Raw genomic sequence first — 26,249 nt, 5'->3', positions numbered from 1 at the left:
GACAGTCCTGCCTCAGCATCATGCCATCAACGGCATCCGGTTGAATCAATCCGGCACGCCGTAGCAAAACTCATTTGGCTTGGGATCACCCCTTCCCCGTTCGGGCTGAGCTTGTCGAAGCCCTGCTCTTCCCTTCGAAGGAAGAAGAACAACCCTTCGACAAGCTCAGGGCGAACGGAGGTATGGATCAGTCCAGCTCAAATGCTCTAGCAGACCTCCGCGGTGTTCGCGGGCAGCGGTCCCGGTGGGATGCGCGCCTCGCTCATATAGAAGGGGTCGTCCTCGATCCGGTGGCTCGTGCCGTACGCTTTGCCCAGCACGGCGTAGAGTGCGGGATCATAGGCCTTGAGATCGGCGTCGGAGAGGATGCGGCGGCCATCGAAGATTACCATGCGGCCCGAATTGAACCAGAACTGGCTGCCCACCGCCCAATATTCGTCGATGGTCGTGGAGGCATATTCGCCCTTCCACCGCCCCGCCCGAAGCGCCGCGCGATAGGCGCGTTCGACCTCCTTGTAGAGGCGCGGGTCGGCAACGCGGGTCGCCTGGAGCACGTCGTGCGAGAATTCGTGGAGGAAGATGGTCTGGCCGTAATAGCGCGAGTTGCGCTGGCCCAGCAGGTCCTCGACCGCGCCGCTGGTGAGGCGACCGGCCATGCCGCGGGCACGGAAGTTCCAATAGGCTCGGTCGGTCAGGCGGCCGATGCGCTCGTCATAATGTTTGCGCTCGCAGCGGGTCAGCCGCGGGTCGTTGCGGTCGGGTTTCTTCCAGTCGCGCTGCTCGGGCAGGTCGAGCGTGCTTTCGTCCTCGGCCATGATCGCGACGCGGAAACCGCTCTCCGCCAGGGCGCGGGCGAGATCGGGGCGATGGTCGAGCAGCCCCTCGACGATCGCCTTCGCGGCCAGCAGCGCGCGATCCGGGACCTTGGGCGAGGACAGGATGGGGATGCCGTCCGCATCGACATATTTGGCGTAGAAGGGATCGAGCGCCAGCGACGCGGGCGGGGCGGAAACCCCGGCCGGTGCGCCTGTTGGATCGCCGAGCGCGAGCAGGAGGAAGAGCGGCAGGCCGATCACGGCCGCCGCCCGCACCTCAGTAAACCCGCTTCTTCGGCTTGATATAGTCGATATCGTCGGTGAGCGTGTAATCGTGCACGGGACGGTAATCGATTGCGGTGGTGCCGCCCTTGCCGCCCCAGCCATCGAAGGTCGCGACGGTGTGCTTCATCCAGTTCGCGTCGTCGCGGTCCGGGAAGTCCTCGTGCATGTGCGCGCCGCGGCTTTCCTTGCGGTTGGCCGCGCCCTTGATCGTCACCACGGCCTGGCCGATCAGATTGTCGAGCTCCATCGTCTCGACCAGATCGGTGTTCCAGATCAGCGAGCGATCGCTGATGCCGACATCGGCGAAGCTGGAATAGACCGCGTCCATCTTGGTGACGCCCTCGGCCAGCAGCGCGGTATCGCGGAACACGGCGCAATGCCGCTGCATGGTGCGCTGCATCTCGGCGCGGATCTTCGCGGTGGGCAGAGCGCCCTTGGCGTTGCGGAAATAGTCGAGGCGGGTGAGCGCGAACTCCTCCGAGCCCTTGGGCAGCGCGTTGTGCGGCGTGTTGGGCTTGAGCTGGTCCTTCAGGCGCAGGCCGGTCGCACGGCCGAACACCACGAGATCGATCAGCGAGTTGGAGCCGAGCCGGTTGGCGCCGTGCACCGAGACGCAGGCCGCCTCGCCCACCGCGAACAGGCCGGGGACGACCGTGTCCGGATCGCCGTCCTTATTCTGCACGACCTCGCCATGATAATTGGTCGGGATGCCGCCCATATTATAGTGGACGGTCGGCGTGACCGGCAGCGGCTGGCGCGTGAGGTCGACACCGGCGAAGATCTTGCCCGTCTCGGTGATGCCCGGCAGGCGCTCGTGCAGCACCTTGGGATCGATGTGATCGAGGTGCAGGTAGATATAATCCTTGTGCTCGCCGACGCCGCGGCCCTCGCGCATTTCCATCGCCATCGAGCGCGCGACGACGTCGCGGCTGGCGAGGTCCTTTGCGGACGGGGCATAGCGCTCCATGAAGCGCTCACCCTCGGAGTTGGTGAGGTAACCGCCCTCGCCGCGCGCACCCTCGGTGATGAGCACGCCCGCGCCGTAGATGCCGGTCGGGTGGAACTGCACGAACTCCATGTCCTGCAGCGCGAGGCCGGCGCGCAGCGCCATGCCGTTGCCGTCACCGGTGCAGGTATGGGCCGAGGTCGCCGACTGATACACGCGGCCGCCGCCGCCCGTCGCCAACACGACCGAATGGCTGCGGAAGCGGTGGATCGAGCCGTCTTCCATGCACAGCGCGATCACGCCGCGGCACACGCCGTTTTCCATGATCAGGTCGAGCGCGAAATATTCGACGTAGAAGTCGGCGTCGTACTTCAGGCTCTGCTGATAGAGCGCGTGAAGCATGGCGTGACCGGTACGGTCGGCCGCGGCGCAGGTGCGCTGCACGGGAGGCCCCTCGCCCATATTCTGCATATGGCCGCCGAACGGGCGCTGATAGATCGTCCCGCTCTCGTTGCGGCTGAACGGCACGCCGGCATGTTCCAGCTCGTAAACGGCGGCCGGTGCCTCGCGCACCATATACTCGATCGCGTCCTGGTCGCCGAGCCAGTCCGACCCCTTGACGGTATCGAACATGTGCCAGGTCCAGTGATCCGGCGAGTTGTTGCCCAGGCTGGCCGCGATGCCGCCCTGCGCCGCCACTGTGTGGCTGCGCGTCGGGAACACCTTGGTGATGCAGGCCGTCTTGAGGCCCGACTCGGCGATGCCCATGGTTGCGCGCAGGCCCGAACCACCGGCACCCACGACCACCGCATCATAGGTGTGGTCGATGATCTTATAGGCTTCCGGCATCAGACTGGCGCTCCGGCGGCAAAGGCGATCCTGAGGATCGAGAAGATGGCGATCGCGGCAGTCGCGACGGTGAAGAAGTTCAGGGCGAGCATGGCGGCGACGCGGCCCTCGTCGTGGAGATAATCCTCGATCGCGACCTGAAGGCCGATGCGGAAATGATAGAAGACCGAGACGATCAGCAGGATCATCGGGATCGCGGCCCAGGCCGAGCCGATCCAGAGACGCAGCGTCGCATAATCATAATTGGGCAGGCGCGCGATCGACGCGAGCAGCCAGAGCATCAGGACCAGGTTGGCGCCGGCGGTGACCCGCTGGTTCCACCAGTGATGCGACCCTTCCCGGGCGGAGCCGAGGCCGCGGACCCGGCCGAGTTCGGTACCGTTGCCCATCTTATTTCCCCGCCAGCAGATAGGCCCAGAACAGGGCCGTGAGGGTGATCGAGAAAACGAAGGTCAGCCAGGAGCCGGCGCGGTTCGTCTTCAGCTCGAAGCCGGCGCCCGCATCCATGATGAAATGGCGGATGCCGCTGGCGATGTGCTGGAACAGCGAGAGCGTCAGGCCGATGCCGAAGACATAGCCGACGATGTTCAGGCGGCCGTCCGCATAGGTGAAGATGTCGGCAAAGACATCGTAGCTGTCCTTGCCGCCGGCGAGCGCCGCCAGCCACCATACGAGCAGCATCGTGCCGACCGTCGCCAGCCCGTCACCGGTGACGCGGTGAAGGATCGAAACGGTCATATGGACGCCCCATTTCCACGCCGTCAGATGCGGCGAGATTGGTCGGGCGGGGTTGCGTGGGCTAGCCAAGGCGGGAAATCCTCTCGGACGATCAGTGGCGCCGTATTAGTCCGCGCGTGCTGCGATGCAAGGCGGATTGGACGTGCGCGGTGGTGCGGACGGGTTCGGCCCGGCCAAGTATGGCCCGAGACACGGTGTTGGAGACAGCGCCGATCTGCGAGCGGATGGACACTATTCGTCGAATTTTGCGAGGCACTTGCGAGAGGGGCAAAATCGAGCGCTTCTTGCGGCCTGCGCGCCCGTTACTGATGAGTCGGACATGATTTATGGAATGGTACTTGGCCGGCGAGAGTCGGCCCGGACTCGTCAACAGGAGCTCGACGGCGGGGTGACTTACCGAATTTCGCGAGGGGTATGAGAATTTCATAACGCTTTACTTGGTCCCTTCGGCCAGCCGACATAAACGGACGCGAGTTGAGCACATTGCGATAGTAAGATGAATCGGTGGTGGCGGGGAGGTCACGATTCACCCGACGCGCCGTCAGCTTCTCCTTCTCCCCTCCCGCTTGCGGGAGGGGCCGGGGGTGGGCTCGCGGCTGCTTCAGCCGACACCGTGCGTGGAAAGCGCGAGCCCACCCCTAACCCAGTTCCAGGTGAACGATGCCCCGCATCGTTCAGGTCAGGCCGGGGGCCTGACCGCCCTGGAACTCGCAAGCGGGAGGGGGATGAAGAAGGGCGGATCGGTGCGTTCGGCAGAGGCAGTCAGCCCATTCGCACGGGAAACGGCGCCACTTCCTAACCACGCCTTAACCTTATCTGGCGTAACCCCTGGGCGAACCGCACCGAGACGGACGGCCGCCAGCTAACGGAGTTTCGCCCTTGACCCCCAGTGACCTGCCCACCCCCGGCACGATTGCCGCCAAGGTGGATATCGCGGCCAGGCTTCGTGTCTTCGACGTCGACGGGTCGCTGGCGGGTGCGAGCCGCGACGCGTGGAGCGTTATCGAGCCTGAAATCCGCGCGATCTCCGAAGGCTATTGGCAACAATGGCTGCGCTGTTTCGCCGACGAGCGCATCTGGGCGCCGCACGAGACCGAGAAGATGATCGATGTCGGCTGCGTGTTCCTGCGCAACCGGTTTCTCGACACGACCGGCCGGGCCTGGATCGAATCGGTCGAGCGCTCGGTGGCCGCGGCCTATGTCGGCGACGTCTCGCCGCTTGCCCTGCTATCGATGATCAATGCCAGCGACCGCGTGGCGCTGGGCGTCATCACCCGCAAGGTCGATCGCGACGACCAGCGCCTGCCGGTGCTGGTCGATACGCTGATGCGCCTGTCGGCACTCGAGGGCGAAATCACCGTCGCCATCTACAATGCCTATCGCGAATATCTCGCCCAGGCGGGGCGCGACAAGCTGGCCGCCGAATTCCGCGACGGCATCGCGCAGATGGTCGAAAGCGCGACCCAGGAATCGAGCGTGTTGCGCGGCCAGTCCCTGCGCACCTCCACCTCGGCGCGCGGCATGCTGGGCAAGACGTCCGAAGTCGCCGCCGCGGCCGAACAATCCGCCGTCGCGATGCGCGAAGCGGCGCAGACCGCCGCCGGCCTGATCCGCGCGATCGAGGATGCCCGCACCGAAGTGGAGGCGGCCGCCGAGATCGCCACCCGCGCCTCGACCCAGGCAGGCCTTGCGGTCGGCATGTCCGAGACGCTCAGCGACCATGCCCAGTCGATCGAATCGATCCTCGGCCTGATCCGCGACATTGCCGGCCAGACCAACCTGCTCGCCCTGAACGCAACGATCGAGGCGGCCCGCGCCGGCGATGCGGGCCGCGGCTTCGCGGTGGTCGCCCAGGAAGTGAAATCGCTCGCCAACCAGACGGCCCGCGCCACCGACGACATCGCGGCGAAGATCGCGGCGATCCAGTCGGCCACGCGCTCCACCGTCGACACCAACGCGTCGATCAAGGCGACCGTGTCCGAAGTGCAGGAATCGGCCAACCGGATCCGCTTCGCCATGGAGGCGCAGGCGCAGACCGTGACCGCGATCACCGCCGCGGTCGACGAGACGGCGCTCGCCGCCGATTCGATGTCCAACACGATCGCCGCCATCCGCGAGGACACCGAAACCGTCGCCTCGGACATCGAGCGTGTCGGCCAGGGGTTCGATTCACTTGATGGCAGGTTGGGTACGCTCAAGAACAGCGCGGGCGAGTTCGTCGCCAAAGTTGCTGCATAAGCCAAGGACTCGCGAGCTTAGAGATTCGTGAGCATGGAGAGGATGACTGAATGGCGCAGGAAGGCGCGGGCACCATAGGCGGCTGGGGCGGCGATTCGCGTTCCATTGCCGAGCATGTGGCGAATTACGACTGGGACGGGGCGATCGGCCCCGCCTCGGCCGAGATCGCGCGCCTGATCGAGGGCAGCGAGCGGGCGATCGCAGCCGCCTTTTGGGACCATTATCTGTCGCTGCCGATAGTGGCGCATCTGCGCGAGCAGCTCGGCCCGGACCAGCTTGCCAGGCGCGTCGGGCGGAGCGCCGACTATACCCGCACCAAATATGAAAACCCGTTCGACGATGCCTGGATGCTGATGGCATTCCGCCACGCCGCAGGATCGCACCGGCTCAACATTCCGCTCCAGGCCCTGCTGTCGTCGCTCAGCTTCGCGCATAGCCGGACGCTCGAGGTGATCGAGCGGAAACTGGGCGCCGATATCGCCAGCTTCCGTGAAATCTCCGACGTGATCCAGCGGCTCGGGCTGGTCGAGGCCGATGTCATGGCATCGCATCTCGGCATGCGCGATCTGGAACGTGCCCGCGACGAGCGGCGCACCCGTTCGGCACAGTTCAGCGAAAGCATCGCCCAGTCGATCGAGGGCACCGCCTCGCTCGGCAATCGTATCCGGATCCAGGCGCAGCGTGCATCCGCATCGGCGCGCGGCATGCTGGGCAAGACGTCCGAAGTCGCCGCCGCCGCCGAGCAGTCGGCGATCGCGATGCGCGACGCGGCCCGCACGGCCGCCGGCCTGATCCGCGCGATCGAGGATGCCCGAGGCGAAGTGGAGGCCGCGGCCGAGATCGCCACGCGCGCATCGGGCCAGGCGGGCGAAGCGGTCGGCATGTCCGAGGCGCTGAGCGAGCATGCGAAATCGATCGAGTCGATCCTGGGCCTGATCCGCGACATTGCCGGCCAGACCAACCTGCTCGCCCTGAACGCGACGATCGAAGCGGCGCGTGCCGGCGACGCCGGGCGTGGTTTCGCGGTGGTGGCGCAGGAGGTGAAGAGCCTGGCCAACCAGACCGCGCGGGCGACCGACGACATCGCCGCCAAGATCGCAGCGATCCAGTCGGCCACGCGCTCGACGGTCTCGACCAATGCCTCGATCAAGACGACGGTGTCCGACGTGCAGGAGAGCGCAAACCGGATCCGCGTCGCCATGGAGGCCCAGGCGCAGACCGTCACCGCGATCACCGCCGCGGTGGACGAGACGGCGCTGGCGGCGGATTCCATGTCCAACACCATCGCCACGATCCGCGAGGACACCGAGGGCGTGGCGACCGAGATCGACGCGCTCGGCCGGGAATTCGGCGAGGTCGACGACCGGCTCAGCGGGCTGAAGGGTGCGGCGGATACCTTTTCGGCGAGCGTGGCGGCGTAGGACCGGTCGTCCGAGCGCGGCTCGAAAAGACGCCCGATCCACCAATCTCCCTATCTTTTCGGCGTATCGGCGAACCTATATCTGGGCAATATGGGGCTTCCGTCATTGACGACATAACGCAACCGCGCTGCAAGCCATGCCTCCGCCTTTGGCCAATCCTTGATGCCGACCGGAAGCCGCGCGATGTGTTTCAGTCCGCCATCGTAAAGATCCACGTGCCGAAAGGGAATGACGACGACAACGACGATCATTTCTCCAAAACCTGCCACCCCGGAGAGCGGGATCACTTTCTTCTTAAAGAGGTGATGGTAGACGATATTTTCGCCTTCGATACTCCAGCGCACGCGTTGGATAGCAATTCCGGCTGCCATAAGACCGAAGAGAAAAAGACCAATAACGGCTGCAGATCCGAGTTCGGCTGGTACCTGCGCTTCCTTGTGCGTGAAAATACCGTAAATTACGGCACCCAGTGCGACCGCAGCACCAAGGCACACCAGCCATCCCAGCGCTCGCTTTGCCAACCCGGTCCTAAATACGAGATCATTCTGCATAAGGCGCCACCTGCATGGTTCGTTGAGACCGAGGAATGCGTCTCACAGGTAGCGGGAACCTCGCGCCGGGCGCAAACTCTATCAGATCGGGCATCATAAGCGGGCGTAATCAGGCCGGGGGCACCCTTGCGTGTGTTGGAATCCTCGGCATTGCGCCGTAAGAGCATTTCGCGGCACCGGCCACGAAAATGCGCCCTTTCGCGCATTTTAAAACAGTATCTTAAGTAATAAAATCAACAAGGGGCAAGATAGCCAACCTGGCCATTGTTATAAGAACACATTCTTTGCTGCTGTTCTTGATTTACCCTTCCGGTGTCGGATGAATAAGCTCTTTCTGGCGGCGCCTTGAGCGTTTTACTTTGATACAGATAATTGCGGATCATTTGACGCGCGCCAGCAATTTTAAGAGTTCTTTGAGGATCATCAGGGGCTATGTCGTAATAGATCGCAATTTCGTCATCAGACATTGTCAATTGTTGCTGCGGAGTTGTTGGAGGTTTTTCGCCGGAAGCTTTTTTTGTAATATTTGGCGATTCATTCATACAGCGCTCGAGCGTGCGATATGCCTCCTGCAATCGAATGACGCTCGATCGGAACACTTCGCGCCCCTCAAGCTGAACGCCGATCATATTACTGTCCCGTTTATCTTTCAGCGTTAACCGAAGATCTGCAGCCACTATCAATGCTCCGCCCTGTCCGGGCAGACTCATTTGCTGGGCAGGAACCGATGGATACGGATTGTTGCCGGACACTGCGATCCTAACCGACCTTGATTGGCCGTTGCCCGGGATGGACTTGCCCGTGAACCAGATCATGCCGCGGCTATTGCGCGCGGTGTCCGCATCGACTGGACCGACGATGGCAAAACTGTTGGTAGGGGTGACGAAATTTACCGAGCAACTATAGCCGTCATTGAAGGGCTTGTGCATCAGCACCCAGGAGCCTTCCTTGCCCTCGTAGAACCGTTCGCTCGTGAGTGATCCCGATGCGCTGCCGGATCTGCGCTCAGGCGCGGCCTGCGTCGCGCTCGCAAAGGCGAATGCAGCCGCGACGATCCCACCTGCCAGCCAAATTTTCATCGAGTACACCTATACCGAAACCACATGATGGCCGTTCGGATGCAGTCAGTTCCGATGCCCACCCAGCGTGCGTTTTGCCACCCTTACGCCAAACACAGGATCGCCGACAAATCCAGCGGCGTATCGCCGGGCACTCTGCATCACGCGGCGCTACGCGGTCGGCATGAGTTTCGACTTTCCTGTGCGCTGGCGCTACTCGCGGGCAAGGCTGCGGACCCTGCCCGGTTGCGGGCGGATTCCTCGAGCCGGTCGACATCTGACTCCCGTCAGAGTTTCACCGGGACGGCCGGCTCCGGGCCGGCATGGTTGCGCCCAAGGGTGAAAAACGGCAGCGCATAATGCACCACCCAGCCAATGGTCAGCGCGTAGAGCACGGTGCCCACCCCGACGGTGCCGCCCATCAGCCAGCCGGTTGCGAGGACGCTCAGTTCGATTGCCGTCCGGACGATCTTGATCGGCCAGCCGCTACGGCCGGCGATACCGGTCATCAGCCCGTCGCGCGGCCCGGCACCGAGGCCGGCACCGATATAGGCACCACCCGCGATGCCGTTCAGCACGATCCCGGCGATCAGGAACAAGAAGCGCAGCGGATATCCCTCCGGCGCAGGCAGCAACGGTAGCGACAGGTCGACCACCGTGCCGATGATGAGGATGTTGAGCACCGTACCGATGCCGGGGCGCTGGCGCAGCGGAATCCACAGCAGCAGCACGACCAGCCCGACGAGATTGACCGTCATGCCGAAGCTGAGCCCGATGCGCGGCGCGAGACCCTGATGGAGCACATCCCAGGGATCGAGACCGAGATTGGCCCGCAGCATGAGGGCCATGGAGATGCCGTAAAGTGCCAGGCCCCAAAGGAGCTGGATAAGACGTCGTGTGATCATGAACAGAGCCATAACCAGAAGCGGCATTGTTTTTGAGGGCCAATTCAAAGATATTGGCCCCTATGGAAATGAATGCGCTCAGCCCGGCTTCCCTCGCCCGCCAGCTCGGATCATGGCGCGGCAGCGCGGGCGGCGGGGCTGCTTATCGCCAGCTCGCACGGGCGCTACGCCTTTTGATCCTCGACGGGCGGATCGGCCTGGGCGTGCGGATCGGCGGCGAGCGCGACCTTGCGCAGGCGTTGGCGGTGAGCCGCACCACGGTGAGCGCCGCGTTCGACCTGCTGCGCGACGAGGGCTATCTGCTGAGTCGCCAGGGTTCGGGCAGCGTGACACGGTTGCCGGGCGTAGGACAGGCGCGCGCGCCCGGCGCGACAGACCGCGACACGATCGACGATGTCGGAGAGGCAGGCCCCGATGTCGTCGACTGGACCAAGGCGGTACTGCCAGCGCCGCAGACCGTGTGGCATGCCTATGAGCAGGCGCTGGGCCAGATGCCGGCCTTCCTTTCCGGCTTCGGCTATGAGGTGTTCGGTATTCCGCGGCTGAGATCGGCGATCGCGGCCGATTATAGCGCGCGGGGGTGCCCGACGACGCCCGACCAGATCTTCGTCACCAGCGGCGCACAGCATGGCCTGTCGCTGCTGCTGCACCTGTTCGCCGGGCCGGGCGACCGGATCGTCATCGACCATCCGACCTATCACAATGCGATCGCTTCGATCCTCAAGCATAGCTGCGTCGCGGTGCCGGTCGCGCTGTCCGAAGCGGGCTGGGATATCGACGCGATCCACGCCGCGTTCCGCCAGACCGGCCCGCGCTTCGCGTATGTCATCGCCGATTTCCACAACCCGACCGGCCGGATGATGGATGCCGATACGCGCGCGGCATTGGTGCGCGCGGCCCGCGCCACGCATACGCCGCTGGTGATCGACGAGACGATGGCAGCGATGACGCTCGACCTGCCGGCGCCCGCGCCCGTCGCCGCGCATGACCCGCGCGGCGATACGGTGGTCAGCATCGGATCGGTCAGCAAACGCTTCTGGGGCGGGCTGCGGATCGGCTGGATCCGCGCCGACCCGCAGACGATCGTCGCGCTGGGCCGGATCCGCGCGACGCTCGACATGGCGACGCCGATCATGGAACAGCTGGCGGTCGCTGCCCTGCTCGACGGCAGTATCACAGGCGACGGCGGCGGCATCGACCTTCGCGTCCGCCGCGACCATCTGATCGCACGGCTCGCCGACGCCCTGCCGCACTGGCGGGTACCGGTGCCGGCCGGCGGCTTCATGCTCTGGGCCGAAATGCCGCGGCCCGAGGCGTCGGCGCTCGCGGCGATGGCGCAGAGCCTGTCGCTGCGCATCACGCCGGGCCCGCGCTTCGGCGTCAACGGCGCGTTCGAACGCTTTGTCCGCCTGCCCTTCACGCTGCCCGAGGCGGAGCTCGATCGCGCGGTCGACCGCCTGGTCATGGCCGAAGCCCATTTGCGCTCGCGCCACGGGCGCATGCCCGATCCGGTGGCGTGGGAACTGGACGCGGAGCGGGTGATTTAGAATCCGACTCGCCTGTTCTGAATCAGCGTCCCGGATTTGTTTCGTGGGGCTACCGGCCACAAATTTTTCGGCGGAGAAGCTCGCGGCCCGGTGGATGCCGGAACGGGTCCGGCATGACGGAATTTTGCATTATCTGGGCGAGAGCCCGTCGATTGTCTCCACGAACAGGCGCGGGTCGAACGTTGCAATCTCGCGGAAACTGACCTCGTTAAAGGTCGTTCTCCGTGCCGCCTCCGCCAGTCCCGGTTCCAGATCGACGATGTGGATCGGCTTCAGCGGCCGGCACATGACCTCATAGGCGTTGAGACACTGCTGCCCGCGATGAACGTCGCTCCAGTCGAAGACGGTCATGCCGCGCGATGCGAGATCCGCAAAACTCGTCGGATCCGGAATGGAAACGATCATCTTCACGAGGCTCGATTTCGGCAACGCCTGAACGAGAGAGTCGAGATCGTCATTGGTCGGGTAATCGTCATCGAGAACGGTGGTGGGAGCCGGTCCTTCGCCAGCCGTCACGAAAGTCGCGACATGACCATCGCGGTCGACCGCGATCCATTCCCAATCAAGGTGCCATGGATAGTTGCGCATCGACCGGCTCTCCTTCGCTCCCTGCGCCAACCGGTGCGCGCGTCCTGCCCAGTGCTCAAGGCTGTATCGCGGCTCCCCGCCAGATGATCGGCGGCAACATAGCCCATGCGAACACTGGCCTGCCGGCCTCGACATGGGGAGAACCGGGCTTCAACTTTTTCGGATCGAAAATCCGGAGTGTCACCTTGGCCATTCTGAACTGGCGGGTACGCGGATCGGTTACTTCGGTGAAGACGATCTTGCCATCCGGGCCGATAAGCGCTCTCGCTGGCACTCGACCGGGCACACCGTCAAACTCGACCTGGTCGGGCGAAGGGATCAGCGACGGGCCGCCCAGTTCGGACAGGGTAAGCGGGCGCTGCAGTATGGGAATGTCACCGGCATTGTACGCCTCGGCAGCGGCCAGCATCTCACGATAAGCGTCACTTTCGGGGTAAGCCTTGGGCGCGAGCAGGGCCACCGCCCTGGCGGGATCCGCCTTTCCCAGCGCCCCCTGCATTTCGAGAGCCGCCAGCTTTCGAGCAGCCCTGAAGGCATCTTTGGCCACCGCCGCTTCGAGCATCAGCCGCGCCCGCGCCTTGTCGGTCGGGACAAGGAGCTCGCCCAACAATAATTGGGCATCTGGTCGTCCGGCAGCGGCCGCGTCCTCTAGCATTGCACGATTTGCCCGCCTGGCCAGAATGGCGAGAAGCGTGTCGGAAGGTTTCTCGCCCCAGTCCTCGGCGGTCAGGGTGAAGATTCCGAGCATGCGTGCCTGCAGAAAATACAGGCGAGCCCGCGCCGGATCGGCAGGAACGCCGATACCGCGCCTCGATGCCAGGCCAAGCCAGTAGAAGGCGTTTCCCGTCCCCTTCGAACGGCCCGGCCCCCCGGCGGTAAGGAAGGTCAGAATCGCAACGCCTATTTCCGGATTGGTAGCGCATTTTACGAAGACGGAAGGATCAAAGGCGCGTTCCGGATTCGGGATTGCGGGCTTCAACAACGCCCCCGCCATTTCATAGATGTCATTCGCGCGGCTGTCGTTCAAACCTGCCGCCGTCTCGCCCGGCCTGGGCAGGGACTGCGCGATCTCTTTTGCGTCACGAATTCTGAAATCCGCACCGGACCGAGCAGGATCACGCTGATAGATTGCCCCTTTGCAATCGGCGACCGCTTCTGCCGTGCGTTTCGCCTCGGACACCGACCAAGGCTGTTGGGCGGCTTGCCCCGAAGCAGGCGCGCAAATCAGCGAAGCGGCAAGCGACGCCAGGCCATATTTATAAGGCATTTCTGGACGTGGCTCCACTATTCGATGCATTGCTTATCGAACGATTCCTAACATTCGCTTTTTTGCGGGCCGAACCGATCGGCTGCTGATACTGCATTTACCGGGACCGGTAGCTGGAAGCGGCATGATGACGCATGAGGACCTTTCTCAAGCACTCCCGATCATCGCCGTCGCGGGCGTATTGTTGCTCGACGCGCTCTCGACGCGCTTTGGAATGCGCTGCCTCGATTGGATCATCGAGCGAGCCGGCGGCCGGATCGCAGACTGGTTCAACCCGAATCGCCGTTACCGTTCGCAATCAAGCCCCGAACGCTATCGACGCCCGCTCCTCGGGCCGCGTCGCGACCGATCCTCCGAGGATAATAATGGAACGGACCGGAATCTTCCACGCTGATCACCGAACCCGTATCGCCAACCACCGACGCGTGGGACCGTAGCCGGCGAAAGCGTACAGGGTTGCGCACCTCCTCCGATCATGAAACCCTCTCCTCGACAGACTGGGGATTTTTCCGATGCAAGCACGGACTAGCGTGGCGATCGTCGCGCTGCTGATCTCTACGGGCTGTTCCCGTACCCCTGCGCCCGTGCCACCAGCGGCATCGACCGAGGCGATCGAGCAGGCGGCGCATGGCGGCTATGTCGCGGCGATCAACAGCAACGATGTCGAGACGCTGATGGGCAGCCTGACCGACGATATCGTCTATCAGGCACCGGGCGCCCCCGAGGTACTCGGCAAGGCGGCAGTGCGCAAATGGGTCGCAGGCTACCTCGCCGCCTATCGCATCCGGTGGGAAAAGACCTCGATCGGCTTCACCGTCAGCGGCGACTGGGCGTTCGAGCGCTATACCTACAGATCGACCGACACGGACAAGAAGAACGGCGCGGTCACGACCGATATCGGCAAGGGCATCAACGTCTATCGCCGGGGCGCCGACGGCAAATGGCGGGTGGCGATCGATGGATGGAGTTCCGACAAGCCCGCGGCATAACCAAAATGATCCGCTGCTGGCACGAGGGGCACGGCTGAGCTAGGGGACGCGCTTTCATAGAAGGACCGTCCATGTCGCCCCAGGATCTTGCCGCTTATGCCACGCGAACGCTGGACGATGCGACGATCCCGCAGCTGCCGCGGCATTATCGCGGCAAGGTGCGCGAGAATTACGATCTCGACGACGGGCGCCGCATCATCATCGCGACCGACCGGCTGAGCGCGTTCGACCAGATCCTCTGCTCGGTGCCGTTCAAGGGCGAGATCCTGACCCAGACGGCGCGCTTCTGGTTCGAGAAGACGGCCGATATCTGCGCCAACCATGTGCTGAGCTATCCCGACCCCAATGTCCTGCTGTGCCGGCGGCTCGACATCCTGCCGGTCGAGATCGTGGTGCGCGGCTATCTGGCCGGAACGACGGGCACCTCGATCCTCACCCTCTACAAGGCCGGGCAGCGCGACATGTACGGCATGACCCTGCCCGACGGCATGCGCGACAATGAGCGGCTGCCGACGCCGATCATCACGCCGACCAGCAAGGAATTCGACGGCGGGCACGACGCGCCGCTGAGCGCCGCCGACATCCTCGACCAGGGCCTGCTCAGCCAGGCGCAATGGGACGAAGTGAGCGCGACCGCCCTCGCCCTGTTCGCGCGCGGCCAGGCGATGGCGGCGGAGCGCGGGCTGATCCTGGCCGACACCAAATATGAGTTCGGCGTCGATGCCGAGGGCAGGATCATCCTGGCGGACGAGATCCACACGCCGGACAGCAGCCGCTACTGGAAGCAGGCGAGCTATGCCGAGCGCTTCGAGGCGGGCGAGCGGCCCGAAAGCTTCGACAAGGATTTCATCCGTGCCTGGGTCGCCGCGCGCTGCGACCCGTACAAGGACCCGATCCCGGCCATTCCGGAAGAGCTGATCCTCGGCACCTCGGCCGTCTATGCCGAAGCCTATGAGACGATCACCGGGCAGGACTTCGCGCCCGACCTGGCCGGGGCCACGGTGTTCGACCGGATCGTCGGGCGGCTGACGCCGTTCTTTCCGGACTGATTTTCGAGGCGCGCGCGGCGGGTAATTATATCGGGCTCCATGCGCGCGGCCGGACCTTTGTCTGGCGGCAGACGATGCACAATGCGGAAGCGCATCTTTGGGCCCGGTTTCGTCCGGGTGCATCGATCCTGTCTGGTGCCATGGCGGTCGATCGAGACGGCGACGTGCGGGCGCAAGGGGCCGGTCGAGGTGGCGCTGAACAACGGCGCGTGCCTGCCCGTCTCCAACCGCTATGCGGCGAACCTGCATAGCTGAATCGCCTGTCCCCTGTCGGCGGGGGTGACGCGGGCGGATGAGCACGGCTATGGCCCCCGCCATGACCAACATCCTCCTCACCGGCAGCAGCCGCGGCATCGGCGCGGCGATCGCGACTGCCCTCACCCTCCCCGACGTCACCCTGGTCGGCCATGGCACGGCGAGCGGCATTCCCGCCGACTTCGCCGATCCGGCTGGGCCGCGGAAGCTGTGGGACGCGGCGCTCGACCAGCTTGGCGGCACGCTCGACGTGCTGATCAACAATGCCGGCGTGTTCGAGAACAACCCGCTCGACCGGCCGCATGACGAGTGGGTCGCCGATTGGGAGCGCACGATGCGGATCAACCTGACCGCCTCGGCAGAGCTGTGCCGGCTTGCCGTGCGCCACTGGCAGGAGCGCGGTACCGGCGGCCGGATCGTCAACATCGCCAGCCGCGCGGCCTATCGCGGCGACAGCCCGCAACACTGGCATTATGCCGCGTCCAAGGCCGGCATGGTCGCGATGACCAAGTCGATCGCGCGGGGCTATGCTGCCGAGGGTATCCTGGCCTTTGCCGTGTGCCCGGGCTTCACCATGACCGGCATGGCCGAGGAATATCTGTCGAGCCGCGGCGGCGACAAGCTGCTCGCCGACATTCCGCTCGGCCGGGTGGCGATGCCGGAGGAGGTCGCCGAGACGGCGCGCTTCCTGGCGCTGGCCGCGCCCGCGTCGATGACCGGCGGGGTGATCGACGTGAACGGGGCAAGCTACGTCCGTTAGGGAAGCCGCAGCGCCGCAACAATTATCGTGACAGCGGGCCCGGCGGCGCCCACTCTCCTCCCCGGGCCTTCATCATGTTCCGGGGGGATCATGCCGTATCGTCACGCCTGGCTGTTCGTGCTCGCGCTGATCGCGGCGACCATTCCTGCTTTCTGGCGCACCTATTTCTCCGTGATCGGCGGGGCGCCGCTTGCCTTCCACGTCCATGGCGCGACCGCGACGCTGTGGATGCTGCTGCTCGTCGTGCAGAGCCGCACGGTGCATCATGGCCAGCGCGCGCTGCACCGGTCGCTGGGGCTGGCGACCTTCGCGGTCGCGCCGCTGTTCGTCATGGGCGGCTTCATGGTGATCCAGTCGATGGCGCGGGCGACCGCGGCCGGCGACCTTTTCTACCAGATGTACGGTGCCCGGCTTGCCAGCTACGACATCCTCGCGACCGCCACCTTTGCCTGGTGCGTCGCGATGGCGCTGAAGGAACGGCGCAACGTCCAGCTCCACGCCCGCTATATGCTCGCGACCACCCTGTTGCTGATCGGGCCGGTTCTCGGCCGCGTCATCAATAAATTCGTGCCGGGACTGATGATCAGGAGCCCGCAGGATTTCCCGCTCTTTGCCTGGGGCCTGCATCTGGCGGGGCTGTTCGCCATTGCGATCGCCCTGTGGCTCTATGGTGCCGATCGTCGCTTCGGCCGGCCCTGGCTGGTGGTTGCGGTGGTGACGATCGTCCAGTCGATCCTGTTCGAGACGCTGGCGCGCAGCCCGATCTGGGCGCGGATCTATCTGACGGTCGCACCGATTCCGATGCCGCTGTTCCTGGCGACCGGCCTTGCGGCCGGGGCGGCCGCGACGTGGTTCGGCTGGACCAGGGTACCGGCACGGCGGAGGAGGACGGTCACCGCCTGAGCCTATGCCGGCTGGGCCGGTCGGCGCCGGCCTGCCCGAGATGTCGCCGCTTGCGGCCTCGATCGCGGAGGCGCTCAGGGCCTAGACGCTTGTCGAACGCCGGTTCTTCTGCTTGGCGGCTGCGCGAGAACGGAGAAAGCCGATGTCCGAGAGCTGGAAGCTCAGTTTGCCCTGCACCCGCGACGAAGCGGAGGCGATCGATTTCGAAGCACCAGCGCTGGCGTCGCTCGACCCGGCGCCGGTGCTGCTGACCAGCGAGGAGATCGAGGACGATCCCCTGAGCTGGCGGCTCGATGCGTTTTTCGACGGCAAGCCCGATGCGGCGACGCTGGCGGTGGTGCGCGCCCTGGTGCCCAGCGGGGGGAAGAGCAAGGCGAAGCCGGAGCTCGTGGTCGAACAGGACTGGGTGACGCTCAGCCAGGCCGGGATCGAGCCGGTCCATGCCGGGCGCTTCTATATCCACACCGAGGCCAATCGCGGGACGGTGCCGCCCGGCACGCGCGCCTTCCGCATCGAGGCGAGCCGGGCGTTCGGCACCGGCCAGCACCAGACGACCTCCGGCTGCCTGGTGACGCTCGATGCGCTGAAGCAGCGCGGGGCGATGTTCCGCAACATCGTCGATGTGGGCACCGGCACCGGGCTGCTCGCCTTTGCCGCAATGCATTTGTGGCCGCGCGCCTATGCGACCGCATCCGACATCGATCCGGCGTCGATCGAGGTGACGGCCGACAATGCCGATCTGAACGACGTGGCGCTGGGACATGGCAAGGCCCAGCTTGCGCTGGCGGTCGCCTCGGGGCTCGACCATCCACTGATCCAGCGGCGGGCGCCGTACGACCTGATCGTCGCCAACATCCTGGCGGGGCCGCTGATCGCGCTGGCGCCGGCGATCGCTGCCGCGCTCGAGACGGGCGGGACATTGGTGCTGGCCGGGCTGCTCGACACCCAGGCGGCGGCGGTGGCGCGCGCCTATCGGCGCGAGGGACTGTTCCTGGCGGGCCGGACCCAGATCGGCGACTGGCCGACGCTCAGGTTGCGCAAGCGACGGCGGCAGGGCTGGCGGCGGCCGCTGCGGGACAGCGGGAAGACGGCGGAGACGCCTGGATTCGGGAGCTGGTGATTTAATTCCTCCCCGGAACGGGGAAGGGGGACCGCCCGCTTCTTCAGCGGGTGGTGGAGGGGCTTGGAGCGCCGGGCAGACGTTCCGCGCTCCAAGCCCCTCCACCATTCGCCGGAAGAGGCGAATGGTCCCCCTCCCCCGGTTCCCGGGGGAGGAACTAGAGAGCCGCCGCCTTTTCCCGGGCATAATCCTGCGTGCCGTGGGTCAGCACCACATCGTCCGGCAATATCTCCGCCACCGGCACGTCGGGCTGCGCCATGATCTCCGCATAGAGCGGCGCGAAATCGGTCTCGACCGTCACGCGCAGCAGTTCGTCGAAGCTCGGGATCACGAAGTAGTTCTGCTGGAAATCGTCGATCCGATATTCGGTGCGCATCACCCGCTTCATGTCGAAGGCGATGCGGTTGGGGCTCGGATCGTCGAGCGCGAAGCGGCTTTCGGCAAAGCTCGACACGATGCCCGCGCCATAGATGCGCAGGCCCTCGGGCTCGGCGATCAGGCCGAATTCGACCGTGTACCAATAGAGCCGCGCAAGATGCTTGAGCGACCCCAGTTCGAGCGCGCGCTGGCCGCCGCGGCCATAGGCCTCGAGATAATCGGCGAAGACCGGGTCGGCGAGCATTGGCACATGGCCGAACACGTCGTGGAACACGTCCGGTTCCTGCAGGTAATCGAGCTGGTCGGCCCGGCGGATGAAATTGCCGGCGACGAAGCGGCGATTGGCCATGTGATCGAAGAACACCTCGTCCGGCACCAGCCCGGGCACCGCCACGACCTGCCAGCCGGTCAGGCCCATCAGCCGTTCGGACAATTCCTCGAAATCGGGGATGCCGGGCTTCGACAGCTTGAGCACGTCGAGCCCGCGCAGATAGGCCTCCGATGCGCGGCCGGGCAGGAGTTTCGCCTGGCGGTCGAACAGGGTGTCCCACACCGCATGTTCCTCCGCGGTGTAGTGCGACCAGTCCTGCGGGACGGTCCAGTCGGGTGCCGCGCCTTCGGGCGGGCGATCGAGAACATGCGTTTCTTCAGCCATGGAAATGCCATATCACACTCGCGATGCTGGCGAAAATCCACCCCGTCCGGAACGGCGCAAGGTTGGCCGGAACGGCGCTTGCGGGGCTGATCGGCGTGCTGCTGGCCTATGGCTCGGCCGGGATGATCGGCGGCGCCCTGCCCACCAATGCCGGCTGGACGCAGACTGAATCGGGCGTGCGCATCTATATTGAGAGCAACGGCATCCATACCGGCATCGTCGTGCCGCAGGTCGGCGGCGGCGAGGACTGGCGCGACCTGATCCGGCCCGAGGATCTGCGCGATCCGCGTTATGCCGGGTACAGCCATATCTCGATCGGCTGGGGCGACCGCGCCTTTTATCTCGAAACGCCGACCTGGGCCGAGGTGAAGCCGCTGACCGTGCTGGCGGCGGCGACGGGCAGCGAGCGCACCGTGATGCATGTGGACCATGTGCCGGAACCGGGCGTCGATGCCGATATACGCAGCGTCGTGCTGCGCCCGGAGGAGTATCGTCGCCTTGCCGCCTTCATCCGCGCCAGCTTCCGGAGCGAGAACGGGCAGCGGCCGGCACACCAGCCCGGCTATGGCGATTACGACGCCTTTTACGATGCGCGCGGCCGGTACAGTGCGATCCGTACGTGCAACGAATGGACGGGCGAGGCGCTGCGCCATGCCGGCGTGCGCATCGGTGCCTGGACGCCCTTTCCCGTGACGGTACTTGGATGGTTCCCATGATGACGACCGATGCCAGGGCCCCTTCGCTATTGCTCTGGGCGATGGAGCTGCCGCGCGGCGCGATCGGGCTCGGGCAGCTTTTCTGGAACAGACGACTGCTCGAAGACGGCCCCAAGGGCGATGGACGGCCAATCCTGATCCTGCCCGGGCTGGTCAATGCCGACCGGTCGAACTTCGCCATGCGGGGCTATCTCAACCGGCTGGGTTACCGCGCCTATGGCTGGGGGCTGGGCCGCAATCTCGGCGTGCGGGCGATCGGGCCGGACGGCGAGAAGCTGTTCGAGCGCATTCGCGAGATCCATGACGAGACCGGCGAGAAGGTCACGCTGATCGGGGTGAGCCTGGGCGGCATCATGGCCCGCATGGCGGCGCACCGCGTGCCCGAGCTGGTGCGCGAGGTGATCACGGTCAGTTCGCCCTTTGCCGGCAGCCCGCGCGCGACCAATGTGTGGCGCGCGTTCGAATGGCTGACCGGCGACCGGATCGACGATCCCAAGGTGGTGGCACTGGGCCACGAGGTGGCGGAACCCCTCCCCGTTCCCGCCACCGCCATCTGGAGCGCCAGCGACGGGCTGGTCAATGGCGCGATCTGTCGCGAGCCGGGCTGCCGGAGCATCGAGGTGCGGAGCAGCCATATGGGGGTGCAGGTGCGGCCCGAAGTGCTGCTGGCGATCGCGCAGGTTCTGGGCGGGAAATAGTAGGAGCACCCTCCTGCTTCTGCTCCCCTTCCGCTTGCGGGAGGGGTCGGGGGAGGGCCTGTCCTGATGGCGCTTTCCTATCTGGGACAGGCCCTCCCCTAGCCCCTCCCGCAAGCGGGAGGGGGATTTGGCGGCGTTACGTCGCACCCTTAATTTCATTCACACTCGTGAGAGTGAGTGTTGACAAAGACCCGCGCCGCCTGCATCCTTCACCCACATCGCCGGCATCAACGATCGGCGTTCATGGGAGAGAGAGCATGAAGGCCATTCTTCTTGCGTCGGCCTGCGCCGCTGCGTTCGTCCTTTCGGCGACGCCTGCGCTGGCACAGAGCGTCGCACCACAAACCGACACCCCGGCCACCGCGCAGGACGAGACTCATGATGCGGCCGGCAACGACATCATCGTCACCGCGACCCGCCGCAACGAGCGGCTGCAGGATGTGCCGCTGAGCGTCACCGCCTTCTCGCAGGAGCAGCTGACCGAAAAGGGTATCGTCGGCTTCGAAGGCATCGCCCGCGAGACGCCCGGCGTGGTGCTCAATCGCCCGACCCAGAATTTCAACAATTTCACGGCGCGCGGCATCGCCACCAACGGCTACAACGCCAATCTGCAAAGCTCGGTCGCCGTCTATATCGACGAGCTGCCGGTCTCGACCATCGGCAACACCACCGTGGTCGACCCCAATCTGTTCGACGTGGAGCGCGTCGAGTTCCTGCGCGGGCCGCAGGGCACGCTGTTCGGATCGGGATCGCTGTCGGGCGCGATGCGTATCCTGACCAAGAGCCCCAATCTTCATGACTTCGACTATTCCGCGCTCGCGGATATCGGCCTCACCGGATCGGATTCGGTGCGCCAGCGCTATAATGTGATGGTCAATGTCCCGATCGTCTCGGACAAGCTCGCGATCCGCGGCGTCGGCTTTTATCGCCATGAGGACGGCTATCTCGATAATGTCGGCACCGGCGTCCACAATTCGAACAAGCTGATCGACTGGGGCGGGCGCCTCGTCGCGCTCTGGCGACCGACCGATCGCCTGTCGATCAAGCTGCTCGGATCGTACGAGAACAGCGACCCGAAGGATTCCTCGCTGACCAGCCCGTCGCTCGGCCGCGAGAAACGCATCTCGGACCAGCCGGACCGCTTCACCGGCAAGCAGACCATCATCAACGGCACGCTCGACTACGACTTCGATTTCGCCAAACTCACCAGCTCCTCGACCTATTCGAAGTTCGATCAGCGCTTCTGGCTGGATCTTGCCGGCACCTTCGCACCCGGATCCTATGTCGGCGCGCCGATCGCCTTCGGCCTCGATGCCAATGCCTATGACAAGGTGTTCGTGCAGGAGACGCGGCTGGTCTCGTCACTCGATGGCCCGCTACAGTTCGTGGTGGGCGGATTCTATCTGAACCGCCGCCGCGACGTCGATTATTTCTATCGCTCCAGCCTGCCGTTCCTGCAGGCGCGCGGCCTTACCGGGCTGCCCGACCAATATTACCAGAAGCAATATACCCATCAGATCAGCGAGGAGCTCGCCGGCTTCGGCGAGCTGACCTATCGCTTCTCGAGCAAATTCTGGCTGACGGGCGGCATGCGCTACGGGCGCACCTCGGCCCAGGGCTTCACCGAGCCCGGCGGCTATCTCGCCACCGCGTTCGGCCAGAATTATTTCACCTATGCGCTGCTCAAGATCCCGGTGAAGTTCGATACCTTCACCCCCTACACCGCGGTCACGGGCGTGAAGGCGTCGGGATCGAAGCCAAGCTGGAAAGCGAGCGCCAGCTTCAAGCCGACGGAATCGGTGACGACCTATGCCACCTTCTCCACCGGCTTTCGCGCCCCGATCGTGAACGCCTTCGCCGGGCGCCCGAGCCTGGTGAACCCGAGCGACATCATCATCCCCAACGGCGCATCGTCGGACGACCTGAAAAGCTATGAGATCGGCGCCAAGGGGCGGTTCCTCAACGGCCTCGTGACGATCAACGTCGCCGCCTATCTGATCGACTGGAGCAACATCCAGGCACAGGCCAATCGCGTATCGGACTCGGTGCAGTTCGCCACCAATATCGGCGGCGCACGGAGCAAAGGCTTCGAAGTCGAGATGGGCGTCGTGCCGGCAAAGGGTGTCTTCCTGGGCCTGAACGCAGCCTATAATGATTCCAAGATCACCAAGCTCAGCGCGACCGAGGCGGCGATCTCCGGCGCGGTGCTTGGTCACCGGCTCTCGGCACCGCGGCTTCAGGGTGCGGCCTATCTGTCCTATGGCTTCGACCTGGGTAACGACACCAAGGCGAACCTTGCCGTGAACGCGCAATATGTCGGGTCGTACAACAGCTCCTTCCCGAACACGCCGGGCGCGCCGACCGTACCGCTGTCCACCTTCGGTGTGACCGACGAATATGTGAACACCAACCTGACCTTCGGCCTCAAGCGCGGCGATATCTCGGCGCAGCTCTATGTCGAGAATGTGTTCGACGATCATTCGGTCACCTACATCCACCCCGAAGCGTTTCTCGTCAGCCGGTTCGGCACCCTGCGGCCGCGCACCATCGGCATTCGCCTCGGCTATGGTCTCTGATCGGTGACGGCCGGTTCAGCCCCGACCACCGGCACGCGCCCATGGCTGATGCTCGGCGCGCTCACCTTCGTCTATGTGCTGAACTTTCTCGACCGACAGCTGATCGGCATCCTGGCCAAGCCGATCCAGGACTCGCTTCAGGTCAGCGACGGTCAGCTCGGGCTGATCGGCGGCCTGTATTTCGCAATGTTCTATTGCTTCATCGCGATCCCGGTCGGCTGGCTCGCCGACCGGACCAACCGCATCAACGTCCTGTCGCTCGCCTGCGCGATCTGGAGCGGGGCGACGATCGCGTGCGGCATGGCCGCGACCTACCCGCAGCTCGTCGTCGCGCGCATGCTGGTCGGTTTCGGTGAAGCCGGCGGCGTGCCGCCATCCTATGCGATCATCACCGATACCTATCCGCCGGGCAAACGGGCTGCGGCGCTCGGCATCTTCAATCTCGGCCCGGCGATCGGCGCCGCGATCGGCGTGGCGTTCGGCGCCGCCATCGCGGAGCGGTTCGGCTGGCGCATGCCGTTCATCATCATCGGCGTGATCGGCATCGTCACAGCGCTGCTGGTGCGGCTGTTCCTTCGCGAGCCCGAGCGCGGCGCCACCGACCAGGTGCGCTTGCACGGCGGTGGAGACACCATTCGAGACAGGGCCGAATTCTGGCCGACCGTGCGCATGTTCTTTTCGCATCCCGTGCTGATGCTCGCGGCACTCGGCAGCGGGGCGACCCAGTTCGTGACCTATGGCCTGGGCAATTTCGCCGTGCTGTTCCTGATGCGCGACAAGGGCATGGTGCTGAGCGAGGTGGCCGTCTGGTATGCCCTGGTGCTCGTCCTCGGCATGGGCGGCGGGATGGTGATTTCAGGCCGGGTGATCGACCGCATGACGCGGACGTCAAGGGCGGGCTATGCCATCGCCCCCGCCTTGTCGCTGGCGGTGGCGATGCCCTTCTACCTCGCCTTCATCTGGGCGCCGACCTGGCCGCTGGCGCTCGCGCTGCTCGCCATCGTGATGATGTTCAACTATTTCTATCTCTCCGCATCGGTGGCGCTGGTGCAGGACGAGGTGAAGCCCAACCAGCGCGTGCTGGCGGGGGCGCTGCTCCTGCTGGTGATGAACTTCATCGGCCTCGGCCTCGGCCCGACCTGGGTGGGGCAGGCAAGCGACTGGTTCAAGGCGCATGGCCATGCCCAATATCTGCAATCGGCGCTCTACACGCTGACGCCCTTCTACCTGATCGCCATCGCACTCTTCCTCTGGCTGGCGCGCATCCTGCGCCGCGAAAGCCGCAACCCCGCCGGGATTCCCGCATGAAACCAGTGTCCCTCGCCGCGCTCGCCGCCGCGCTCCTGCTCACCACCGGGCCGGCGGCCGCGCAATCGGCGACGGTCGATGCGCCCGCCGGCGCCGAGCAGGGCAGCGTCCAGGGCGATCTCCGCATCTTCAGGGGCATTCCCTATGCCCAGCCGCCGGTGGGGGCGATGCGCTGGAAGGCGCCTGTCGCGCTTCCGGCCTGGCAGGGCGTGCGCAAGGCGACCGAGTTCGGGCCGGCCTGCGTCCAGCCGCATTCGAAGGCCGTGAGCATCTATACCAACCCGCCCGGCAAGATGAGCGAGGACTGCCTGACGCTCAACATCTGGGCGCCGAAAGACGCGAAGAAGTTGCCGGTGTTCGTCTGGATCCATGGCGGCGCGCTGGTCACCGGCTATAGCCACGAGCCGACCTATGACGGTGCGCGCCTGGCCGGAAAGGGCATGATCGTCGTCTCGATCAACTACCGGCTCGGCATCCTCGGCTATCTCGCGCATCCCGCGCTGAGCGCCGAATCCACCGAAGGCATTTCCGGCAATTACGGCCTGCTCGACCAGATCGCGGCGCTCGACTGGGTGAAGCGCAACATCGGCGCGTTCGGCGGCGATGCGGGTAATGTGACGATCGCGGGCGAGTCGGCGGGCGGACTCAGCGTGATGTACCTGATGGCGTCGCCCCGAGCGCGCGGGCTGTTCCACAAGGCGATCGCCGAAAGCGCCTATATGATCTCAACGCCCGAGCTGAAGCAGACGGCGCATGGCACACCTTCCGCCGAAGCGGCGGGGACTCAGGCCATGACGGCGCTGGGTGCGGCCGATCTGCCGGCACTCCGCGCGATGGATGCGGAGAAGCTGACCGATACCGCCGCCGCCAAGGGCTATGGCCCCTGGGGCGCCGTCGACGGCAAGATACTGACCCGCCAGCTCGTCGATACCTGGGATCGCGGGGAACAGGCGCCGGTGCCCGTCCTTGCCGGCTTCAACAGCGGCGAGATCCGGTCGCTTCGCATCCTGCTGCCCCCGGCGCCGGCCAATGCCGCCGCCTATGAGACGTCGATCCGCAAAAGCTATGGCGATCTCGCCGACTATTATCTGCGGCTCTACCCCTCCGGCGCGATCGGGGAGAGCATGCTCGCCAACACCCGCGACGCGCTGTACGGCTGGACCTCGACCCGGCTCGCGATCGGCCAGACGGCAATCGGCCAGCGCGGCTATCTCTACCTGTTCGACCATGGCTATCCGGCCGCGGACGACAATGGGCTGCACGCCTTCCACGCCTCCGAACTGCCCTATGTCTTCGGCACGGCCGGCGCGACGCCGCCTTATTGGCCGAAGGTGCCCGACACGTTGGCGGAGCGGCGCCTGTCCGATGCGATGATGGACTATTGGGTGTCGTTCGCGACGACCGGGGACCCGGTCGCCAAGGGCCAGCCGGCGTGGCTGCCTTATGGCAAGGATGCGCACTACATGGCCTTCGCCCAGGCGCCGGTGGCCGGCACGAAGCTGTTCCCGGGCATGTTCGCGCTGCATGAAGCGTCGGTGTGCCGCAGGCGGGCGGCGGGCGACCAGCCATGGAACTGGAATACCGGCGTGATCTCCCCGGTGCTGGCAAAGGCGGCGACCTGCAAATGATCCACG

General features: G+C 65.2%; 25 protein-coding genes. 15 read left to right on the top strand and 10 right to left on the bottom strand.

Going from position 1 to position 26,249, the window contains the following annotated elements:
• Nucleotides 1-206: 206 nt before the first annotated feature.
• Genes AC1DT7_RS06255 through sdhC form a run of 4 tightly spaced genes read right to left on the bottom strand, consistent with a single transcriptional unit; the run spans nt 207 to nt 3,633 of the window.
• Complete coding sequence (locus AC1DT7_RS06255) at nt 207-1,076, bottom strand: glycoside hydrolase (protein ID WP_478034954.1); 870 nt, start codon at nt 1,074-1,076, stop codon at nt 207-209.
• A gap of 16 nt (nt 1,077-1,092) precedes the next feature.
• Nucleotides 1,093-2,895: a succinate dehydrogenase flavoprotein subunit gene (gene sdhA / locus AC1DT7_RS06250; RefSeq protein WP_478034953.1), complete on the bottom strand. Its 1,803-nt coding sequence runs from the start codon at nt 2,893-2,895 to the stop codon at nt 1,093-1,095.
• The gene (gene sdhD / locus AC1DT7_RS06245; RefSeq protein WP_478034952.1) at nt 2,895-3,284 is read right to left on the bottom strand and encodes a succinate dehydrogenase, hydrophobic membrane anchor protein; all 390 of its coding nucleotides are present in this window, start codon (nt 3,282-3,284) and stop codon (nt 2,895-2,897) included. Before sdhD ends, sdhA begins: the two co-directional genes overlap by 1 nt.
• Before the next feature lies 1 nt (nt 3,285).
• Nucleotides 3,286-3,633 carry a succinate dehydrogenase, cytochrome b556 subunit gene (gene sdhC, locus AC1DT7_RS06240; RefSeq protein ID WP_478034951.1) on the bottom strand — a complete coding sequence of 116 codons (348 nt, stop codon included), beginning with the start codon at nt 3,631-3,633 and terminating at the stop codon, nt 3,286-3,288.
• Nucleotides 3,634-4,527: 894 nt separating this feature from the next.
• Between sdhC and AC1DT7_RS06235 the strand changes: the two genes are divergently transcribed.
• On the top strand, nt 4,528-5,871 hold the full coding sequence (locus AC1DT7_RS06235; RefSeq protein WP_478034992.1) for a methyl-accepting chemotaxis protein: 1,344 nt from the start codon (nt 4,528-4,530) through the stop codon (nt 5,869-5,871).
• A 50-nt stretch (nt 5,872-5,921) separates the two neighbouring features.
• A complete protein-coding gene (locus AC1DT7_RS06230) occupies nt 5,922-7,292 on the top strand; it encodes a methyl-accepting chemotaxis protein (protein WP_478034950.1) in 1,371 nt (456 codons plus the stop codon).
• A 50-nt stretch (nt 7,293-7,342) separates the two neighbouring features.
• Here AC1DT7_RS06230 and AC1DT7_RS06225 read toward each other — a convergent pair whose 3' ends face one another.
• The 3 genes from AC1DT7_RS06225 to yczE all read right to left on the bottom strand — a co-directional run bounded on the left by AC1DT7_RS06225 (nt 7,343) and on the right by yczE (nt 9,806).
• Entirely contained in the window at nt 7,343-7,843 is a 501-nt protein-coding gene (locus AC1DT7_RS06225; RefSeq protein WP_478034949.1) for a hypothetical protein, read from the bottom strand.
• Nucleotides 7,844-8,076: 233 nt separating this feature from the next.
• The gene (locus AC1DT7_RS06220; RefSeq protein WP_478034948.1) at nt 8,077-8,922 is read right to left on the bottom strand and encodes a hypothetical protein; all 846 of its coding nucleotides are present in this window, start codon (nt 8,920-8,922) and stop codon (nt 8,077-8,079) included.
• A 266-nt stretch (nt 8,923-9,188) separates the two neighbouring features.
• A complete protein-coding gene (gene yczE / locus AC1DT7_RS06215) occupies nt 9,189-9,806 on the bottom strand; it encodes a membrane protein YczE (protein WP_478034947.1) in 618 nt (205 codons plus the stop codon).
• A 62-nt stretch (nt 9,807-9,868) separates the two neighbouring features.
• Here yczE and yczR point away from each other — a divergent pair, with 62 nt between their 5' ends.
• Entirely contained in the window at nt 9,869-11,353 is a 1,485-nt protein-coding gene (gene yczR / locus AC1DT7_RS06210) for a MocR-like transcription factor YczR (protein WP_478034946.1), read from the top strand.
• A 129-nt stretch (nt 11,354-11,482) separates the two neighbouring features.
• On the opposite strand, the gene AC1DT7_RS06205 is transcribed toward yczR, so the two are convergent.
• Both AC1DT7_RS06205 and AC1DT7_RS06200 read right to left on the bottom strand, forming a co-directional pair.
• Nucleotides 11,483-11,941, bottom strand: coding sequence for a hypothetical protein (locus AC1DT7_RS06205; RefSeq protein WP_478034944.1), 459 nt, complete (start codon nt 11,939-11,941; stop codon nt 11,483-11,485).
• Between the two features lie 55 nt (nt 11,942-11,996).
• The gene (locus tag AC1DT7_RS06200; protein ID WP_478034942.1) at nt 11,997-13,208 is read right to left on the bottom strand and encodes a tetratricopeptide repeat protein; all 1,212 of its coding nucleotides are present in this window, start codon (nt 13,206-13,208) and stop codon (nt 11,997-11,999) included.
• A 124-nt stretch (nt 13,209-13,332) separates the two neighbouring features.
• Between AC1DT7_RS06200 and AC1DT7_RS06195 the strand changes: the two genes are divergently transcribed.
• The 7 genes from AC1DT7_RS06195 (at nt 13,333) to AC1DT7_RS06165 (ending at nt 18,284) form a co-directional block, all read left to right on the top strand.
• Nucleotides 13,333-13,602, top strand: a complete 270-nt coding sequence (locus AC1DT7_RS06195) for a hypothetical protein (RefSeq protein ID WP_478034941.1) — start codon at nt 13,333-13,335, stop codon at nt 13,600-13,602.
• A 118-nt stretch (nt 13,603-13,720) separates the two neighbouring features.
• On the top strand, nt 13,721-14,197 hold the full coding sequence (locus AC1DT7_RS06190; protein ID WP_478034940.1) for a YybH family protein: 477 nt from the start codon (nt 13,721-13,723) through the stop codon (nt 14,195-14,197).
• 71 nt (nt 14,198-14,268) lie between these two features.
• Nucleotides 14,269-15,246 (top strand): phosphoribosylaminoimidazolesuccinocarboxamide synthase, encoded by a 978-nt coding sequence (locus tag AC1DT7_RS06185; RefSeq protein ID WP_478034939.1) that lies wholly within the window; start codon nt 14,269-14,271, stop codon nt 15,244-15,246.
• 81 nt (nt 15,247-15,327) lie between these two features.
• Nucleotides 15,328-15,501: a LytTR family DNA-binding domain-containing protein gene (locus tag AC1DT7_RS06180; protein ID WP_478034938.1), complete on the top strand. Its 174-nt coding sequence runs from the start codon at nt 15,328-15,330 to the stop codon at nt 15,499-15,501.
• 61 nt (nt 15,502-15,562) lie between these two features.
• Nucleotides 15,563-16,261, top strand: coding sequence for an SDR family NAD(P)-dependent oxidoreductase (locus tag AC1DT7_RS06175; RefSeq protein WP_478034937.1), 699 nt, complete (start codon nt 15,563-15,565; stop codon nt 16,259-16,261).
• Between the two features lie 90 nt (nt 16,262-16,351).
• Entirely contained in the window at nt 16,352-17,164 is an 813-nt protein-coding gene (locus AC1DT7_RS06170) for a hypothetical protein (RefSeq protein ID WP_478034936.1), read from the top strand.
• 142 nt (nt 17,165-17,306) lie between these two features.
• Entirely contained in the window at nt 17,307-18,284 is a 978-nt protein-coding gene (locus AC1DT7_RS06165; protein ID WP_478034935.1) for a 50S ribosomal protein L11 methyltransferase, read from the top strand.
• Between the two features lie 157 nt (nt 18,285-18,441).
• On the opposite strand, the gene phhA is transcribed toward AC1DT7_RS06165, so the two are convergent.
• Nucleotides 18,442-19,317, bottom strand: a complete 876-nt coding sequence (phhA, locus tag AC1DT7_RS06160; RefSeq protein ID WP_478034934.1) for a phenylalanine 4-monooxygenase — start codon at nt 19,315-19,317, stop codon at nt 18,442-18,444.
• Nucleotides 19,318-19,379: 62 nt separating this feature from the next.
• Here phhA and AC1DT7_RS06155 point away from each other — a divergent pair, with 62 nt between their 5' ends.
• The 5 genes from AC1DT7_RS06155 (at nt 19,380) to AC1DT7_RS06135 (ending at nt 26,243) form a co-directional block, all read left to right on the top strand.
• A complete protein-coding gene (locus tag AC1DT7_RS06155; RefSeq protein ID WP_478034933.1) occupies nt 19,380-20,033 on the top strand; it encodes a TIGR02117 family protein in 654 nt (217 codons plus the stop codon).
• Nucleotides 20,030-20,731: an esterase/lipase family protein gene (locus AC1DT7_RS06150; RefSeq protein ID WP_478034932.1), complete on the top strand. Its 702-nt coding sequence runs from the start codon at nt 20,030-20,032 to the stop codon at nt 20,729-20,731. Before AC1DT7_RS06155 ends, AC1DT7_RS06150 begins: the two co-directional genes overlap by 4 nt.
• A 257-nt stretch (nt 20,732-20,988) precedes the next feature.
• Nucleotides 20,989-23,307, top strand: coding sequence for a TonB-dependent receptor (locus tag AC1DT7_RS06145; protein ID WP_478034931.1), 2,319 nt, complete (start codon nt 20,989-20,991; stop codon nt 23,305-23,307).
• Nucleotides 23,308-23,310: 3 nt separating this feature from the next.
• Nucleotides 23,311-24,615: a spinster family MFS transporter gene (locus AC1DT7_RS06140; protein ID WP_478034930.1), complete on the top strand. Its 1,305-nt coding sequence runs from the start codon at nt 23,311-23,313 to the stop codon at nt 24,613-24,615.
• The gene (locus AC1DT7_RS06135) at nt 24,612-26,243 is read left to right on the top strand and encodes a carboxylesterase/lipase family protein (protein ID WP_478034929.1); all 1,632 of its coding nucleotides are present in this window, start codon (nt 24,612-24,614) and stop codon (nt 26,241-26,243) included. Before AC1DT7_RS06140 ends, AC1DT7_RS06135 begins: the two co-directional genes overlap by 4 nt.
• Nucleotides 26,244-26,249: the final 6 nt, after the last annotated feature.

Source organism: Sphingomonas sp. P3_C6 (assembly GCF_056402595.1).
The sequence above is the reverse complement of the archived record's forward strand: the minus strand, read 5'-3'. Positions and strand labels throughout refer to the sequence as shown.

Excerpts from the sequence above, each read along its gene's own strand:
- sdhA (WP_478034953.1), bottom strand. The coding sequence starts at position 2,895 with ATGCCGGAAGCCTATAAGATCATCGACCACACCTATGATGCGGTGGTC.
- sdhD (WP_478034952.1), bottom strand. The coding sequence starts at position 3,284 with ATGGGCAACGGTACCGAACTCGGCCGGGTCCGCGGCCTCGGCTCCGCC.
- sdhC (WP_478034951.1), bottom strand. The coding sequence starts at position 3,633 with ATGACCGTTTCGATCCTTCACCGCGTCACCGGTGACGGGCTGGCGACG.
- AC1DT7_RS06230 (WP_478034950.1), top strand. The coding sequence starts at position 5,922 with ATGGCGCAGGAAGGCGCGGGCACCATAGGCGGCTGGGGCGGCGATTCG.
- AC1DT7_RS06225 (WP_478034949.1), bottom strand. The coding sequence starts at position 7,843 with ATGCAGAATGATCTCGTATTTAGGACCGGGTTGGCAAAGCGAGCGCTG.
- AC1DT7_RS06220 (WP_478034948.1), bottom strand. The coding sequence starts at position 8,922 with ATGAAAATTTGGCTGGCAGGTGGGATCGTCGCGGCTGCATTCGCCTTT.
- yczE (WP_478034947.1), bottom strand. The coding sequence starts at position 9,806 with ATGATCACACGACGTCTTATCCAGCTCCTTTGGGGCCTGGCACTTTAC.
- yczR (WP_478034946.1), top strand. The coding sequence starts at position 9,869 with ATGGAAATGAATGCGCTCAGCCCGGCTTCCCTCGCCCGCCAGCTCGGA.
- AC1DT7_RS06205 (WP_478034944.1), bottom strand. The coding sequence starts at position 11,941 with ATGCGCAACTATCCATGGCACCTTGATTGGGAATGGATCGCGGTCGAC.
- AC1DT7_RS06200 (WP_478034942.1), bottom strand. The coding sequence starts at position 13,208 with ATGCCTTATAAATATGGCCTGGCGTCGCTTGCCGCTTCGCTGATTTGC.
- AC1DT7_RS06195 (WP_478034941.1), top strand. The coding sequence starts at position 13,333 with ATGATGACGCATGAGGACCTTTCTCAAGCACTCCCGATCATCGCCGTC.
- AC1DT7_RS06190 (WP_478034940.1), top strand. The coding sequence starts at position 13,721 with ATGCAAGCACGGACTAGCGTGGCGATCGTCGCGCTGCTGATCTCTACG.
- AC1DT7_RS06185 (WP_478034939.1), top strand. The coding sequence starts at position 14,269 with ATGTCGCCCCAGGATCTTGCCGCTTATGCCACGCGAACGCTGGACGAT.
- AC1DT7_RS06180 (WP_478034938.1), top strand. The coding sequence starts at position 15,328 with ATGCGGAAGCGCATCTTTGGGCCCGGTTTCGTCCGGGTGCATCGATCC.
- AC1DT7_RS06175 (WP_478034937.1), top strand. The coding sequence starts at position 15,563 with ATGACCAACATCCTCCTCACCGGCAGCAGCCGCGGCATCGGCGCGGCG.
- AC1DT7_RS06170 (WP_478034936.1), top strand. The coding sequence starts at position 16,352 with ATGCCGTATCGTCACGCCTGGCTGTTCGTGCTCGCGCTGATCGCGGCG.
- AC1DT7_RS06165 (WP_478034935.1), top strand. The coding sequence starts at position 17,307 with ATGTCCGAGAGCTGGAAGCTCAGTTTGCCCTGCACCCGCGACGAAGCG.
- phhA (WP_478034934.1), bottom strand. The coding sequence starts at position 19,317 with ATGGCTGAAGAAACGCATGTTCTCGATCGCCCGCCCGAAGGCGCGGCA.
- AC1DT7_RS06150 (WP_478034932.1), top strand. The coding sequence starts at position 20,030 with ATGATGACGACCGATGCCAGGGCCCCTTCGCTATTGCTCTGGGCGATG.
- AC1DT7_RS06145 (WP_478034931.1), top strand. The coding sequence starts at position 20,989 with ATGAAGGCCATTCTTCTTGCGTCGGCCTGCGCCGCTGCGTTCGTCCTT.
- AC1DT7_RS06135 (WP_478034929.1), top strand. The coding sequence starts at position 24,612 with ATGAAACCAGTGTCCCTCGCCGCGCTCGCCGCCGCGCTCCTGCTCACC.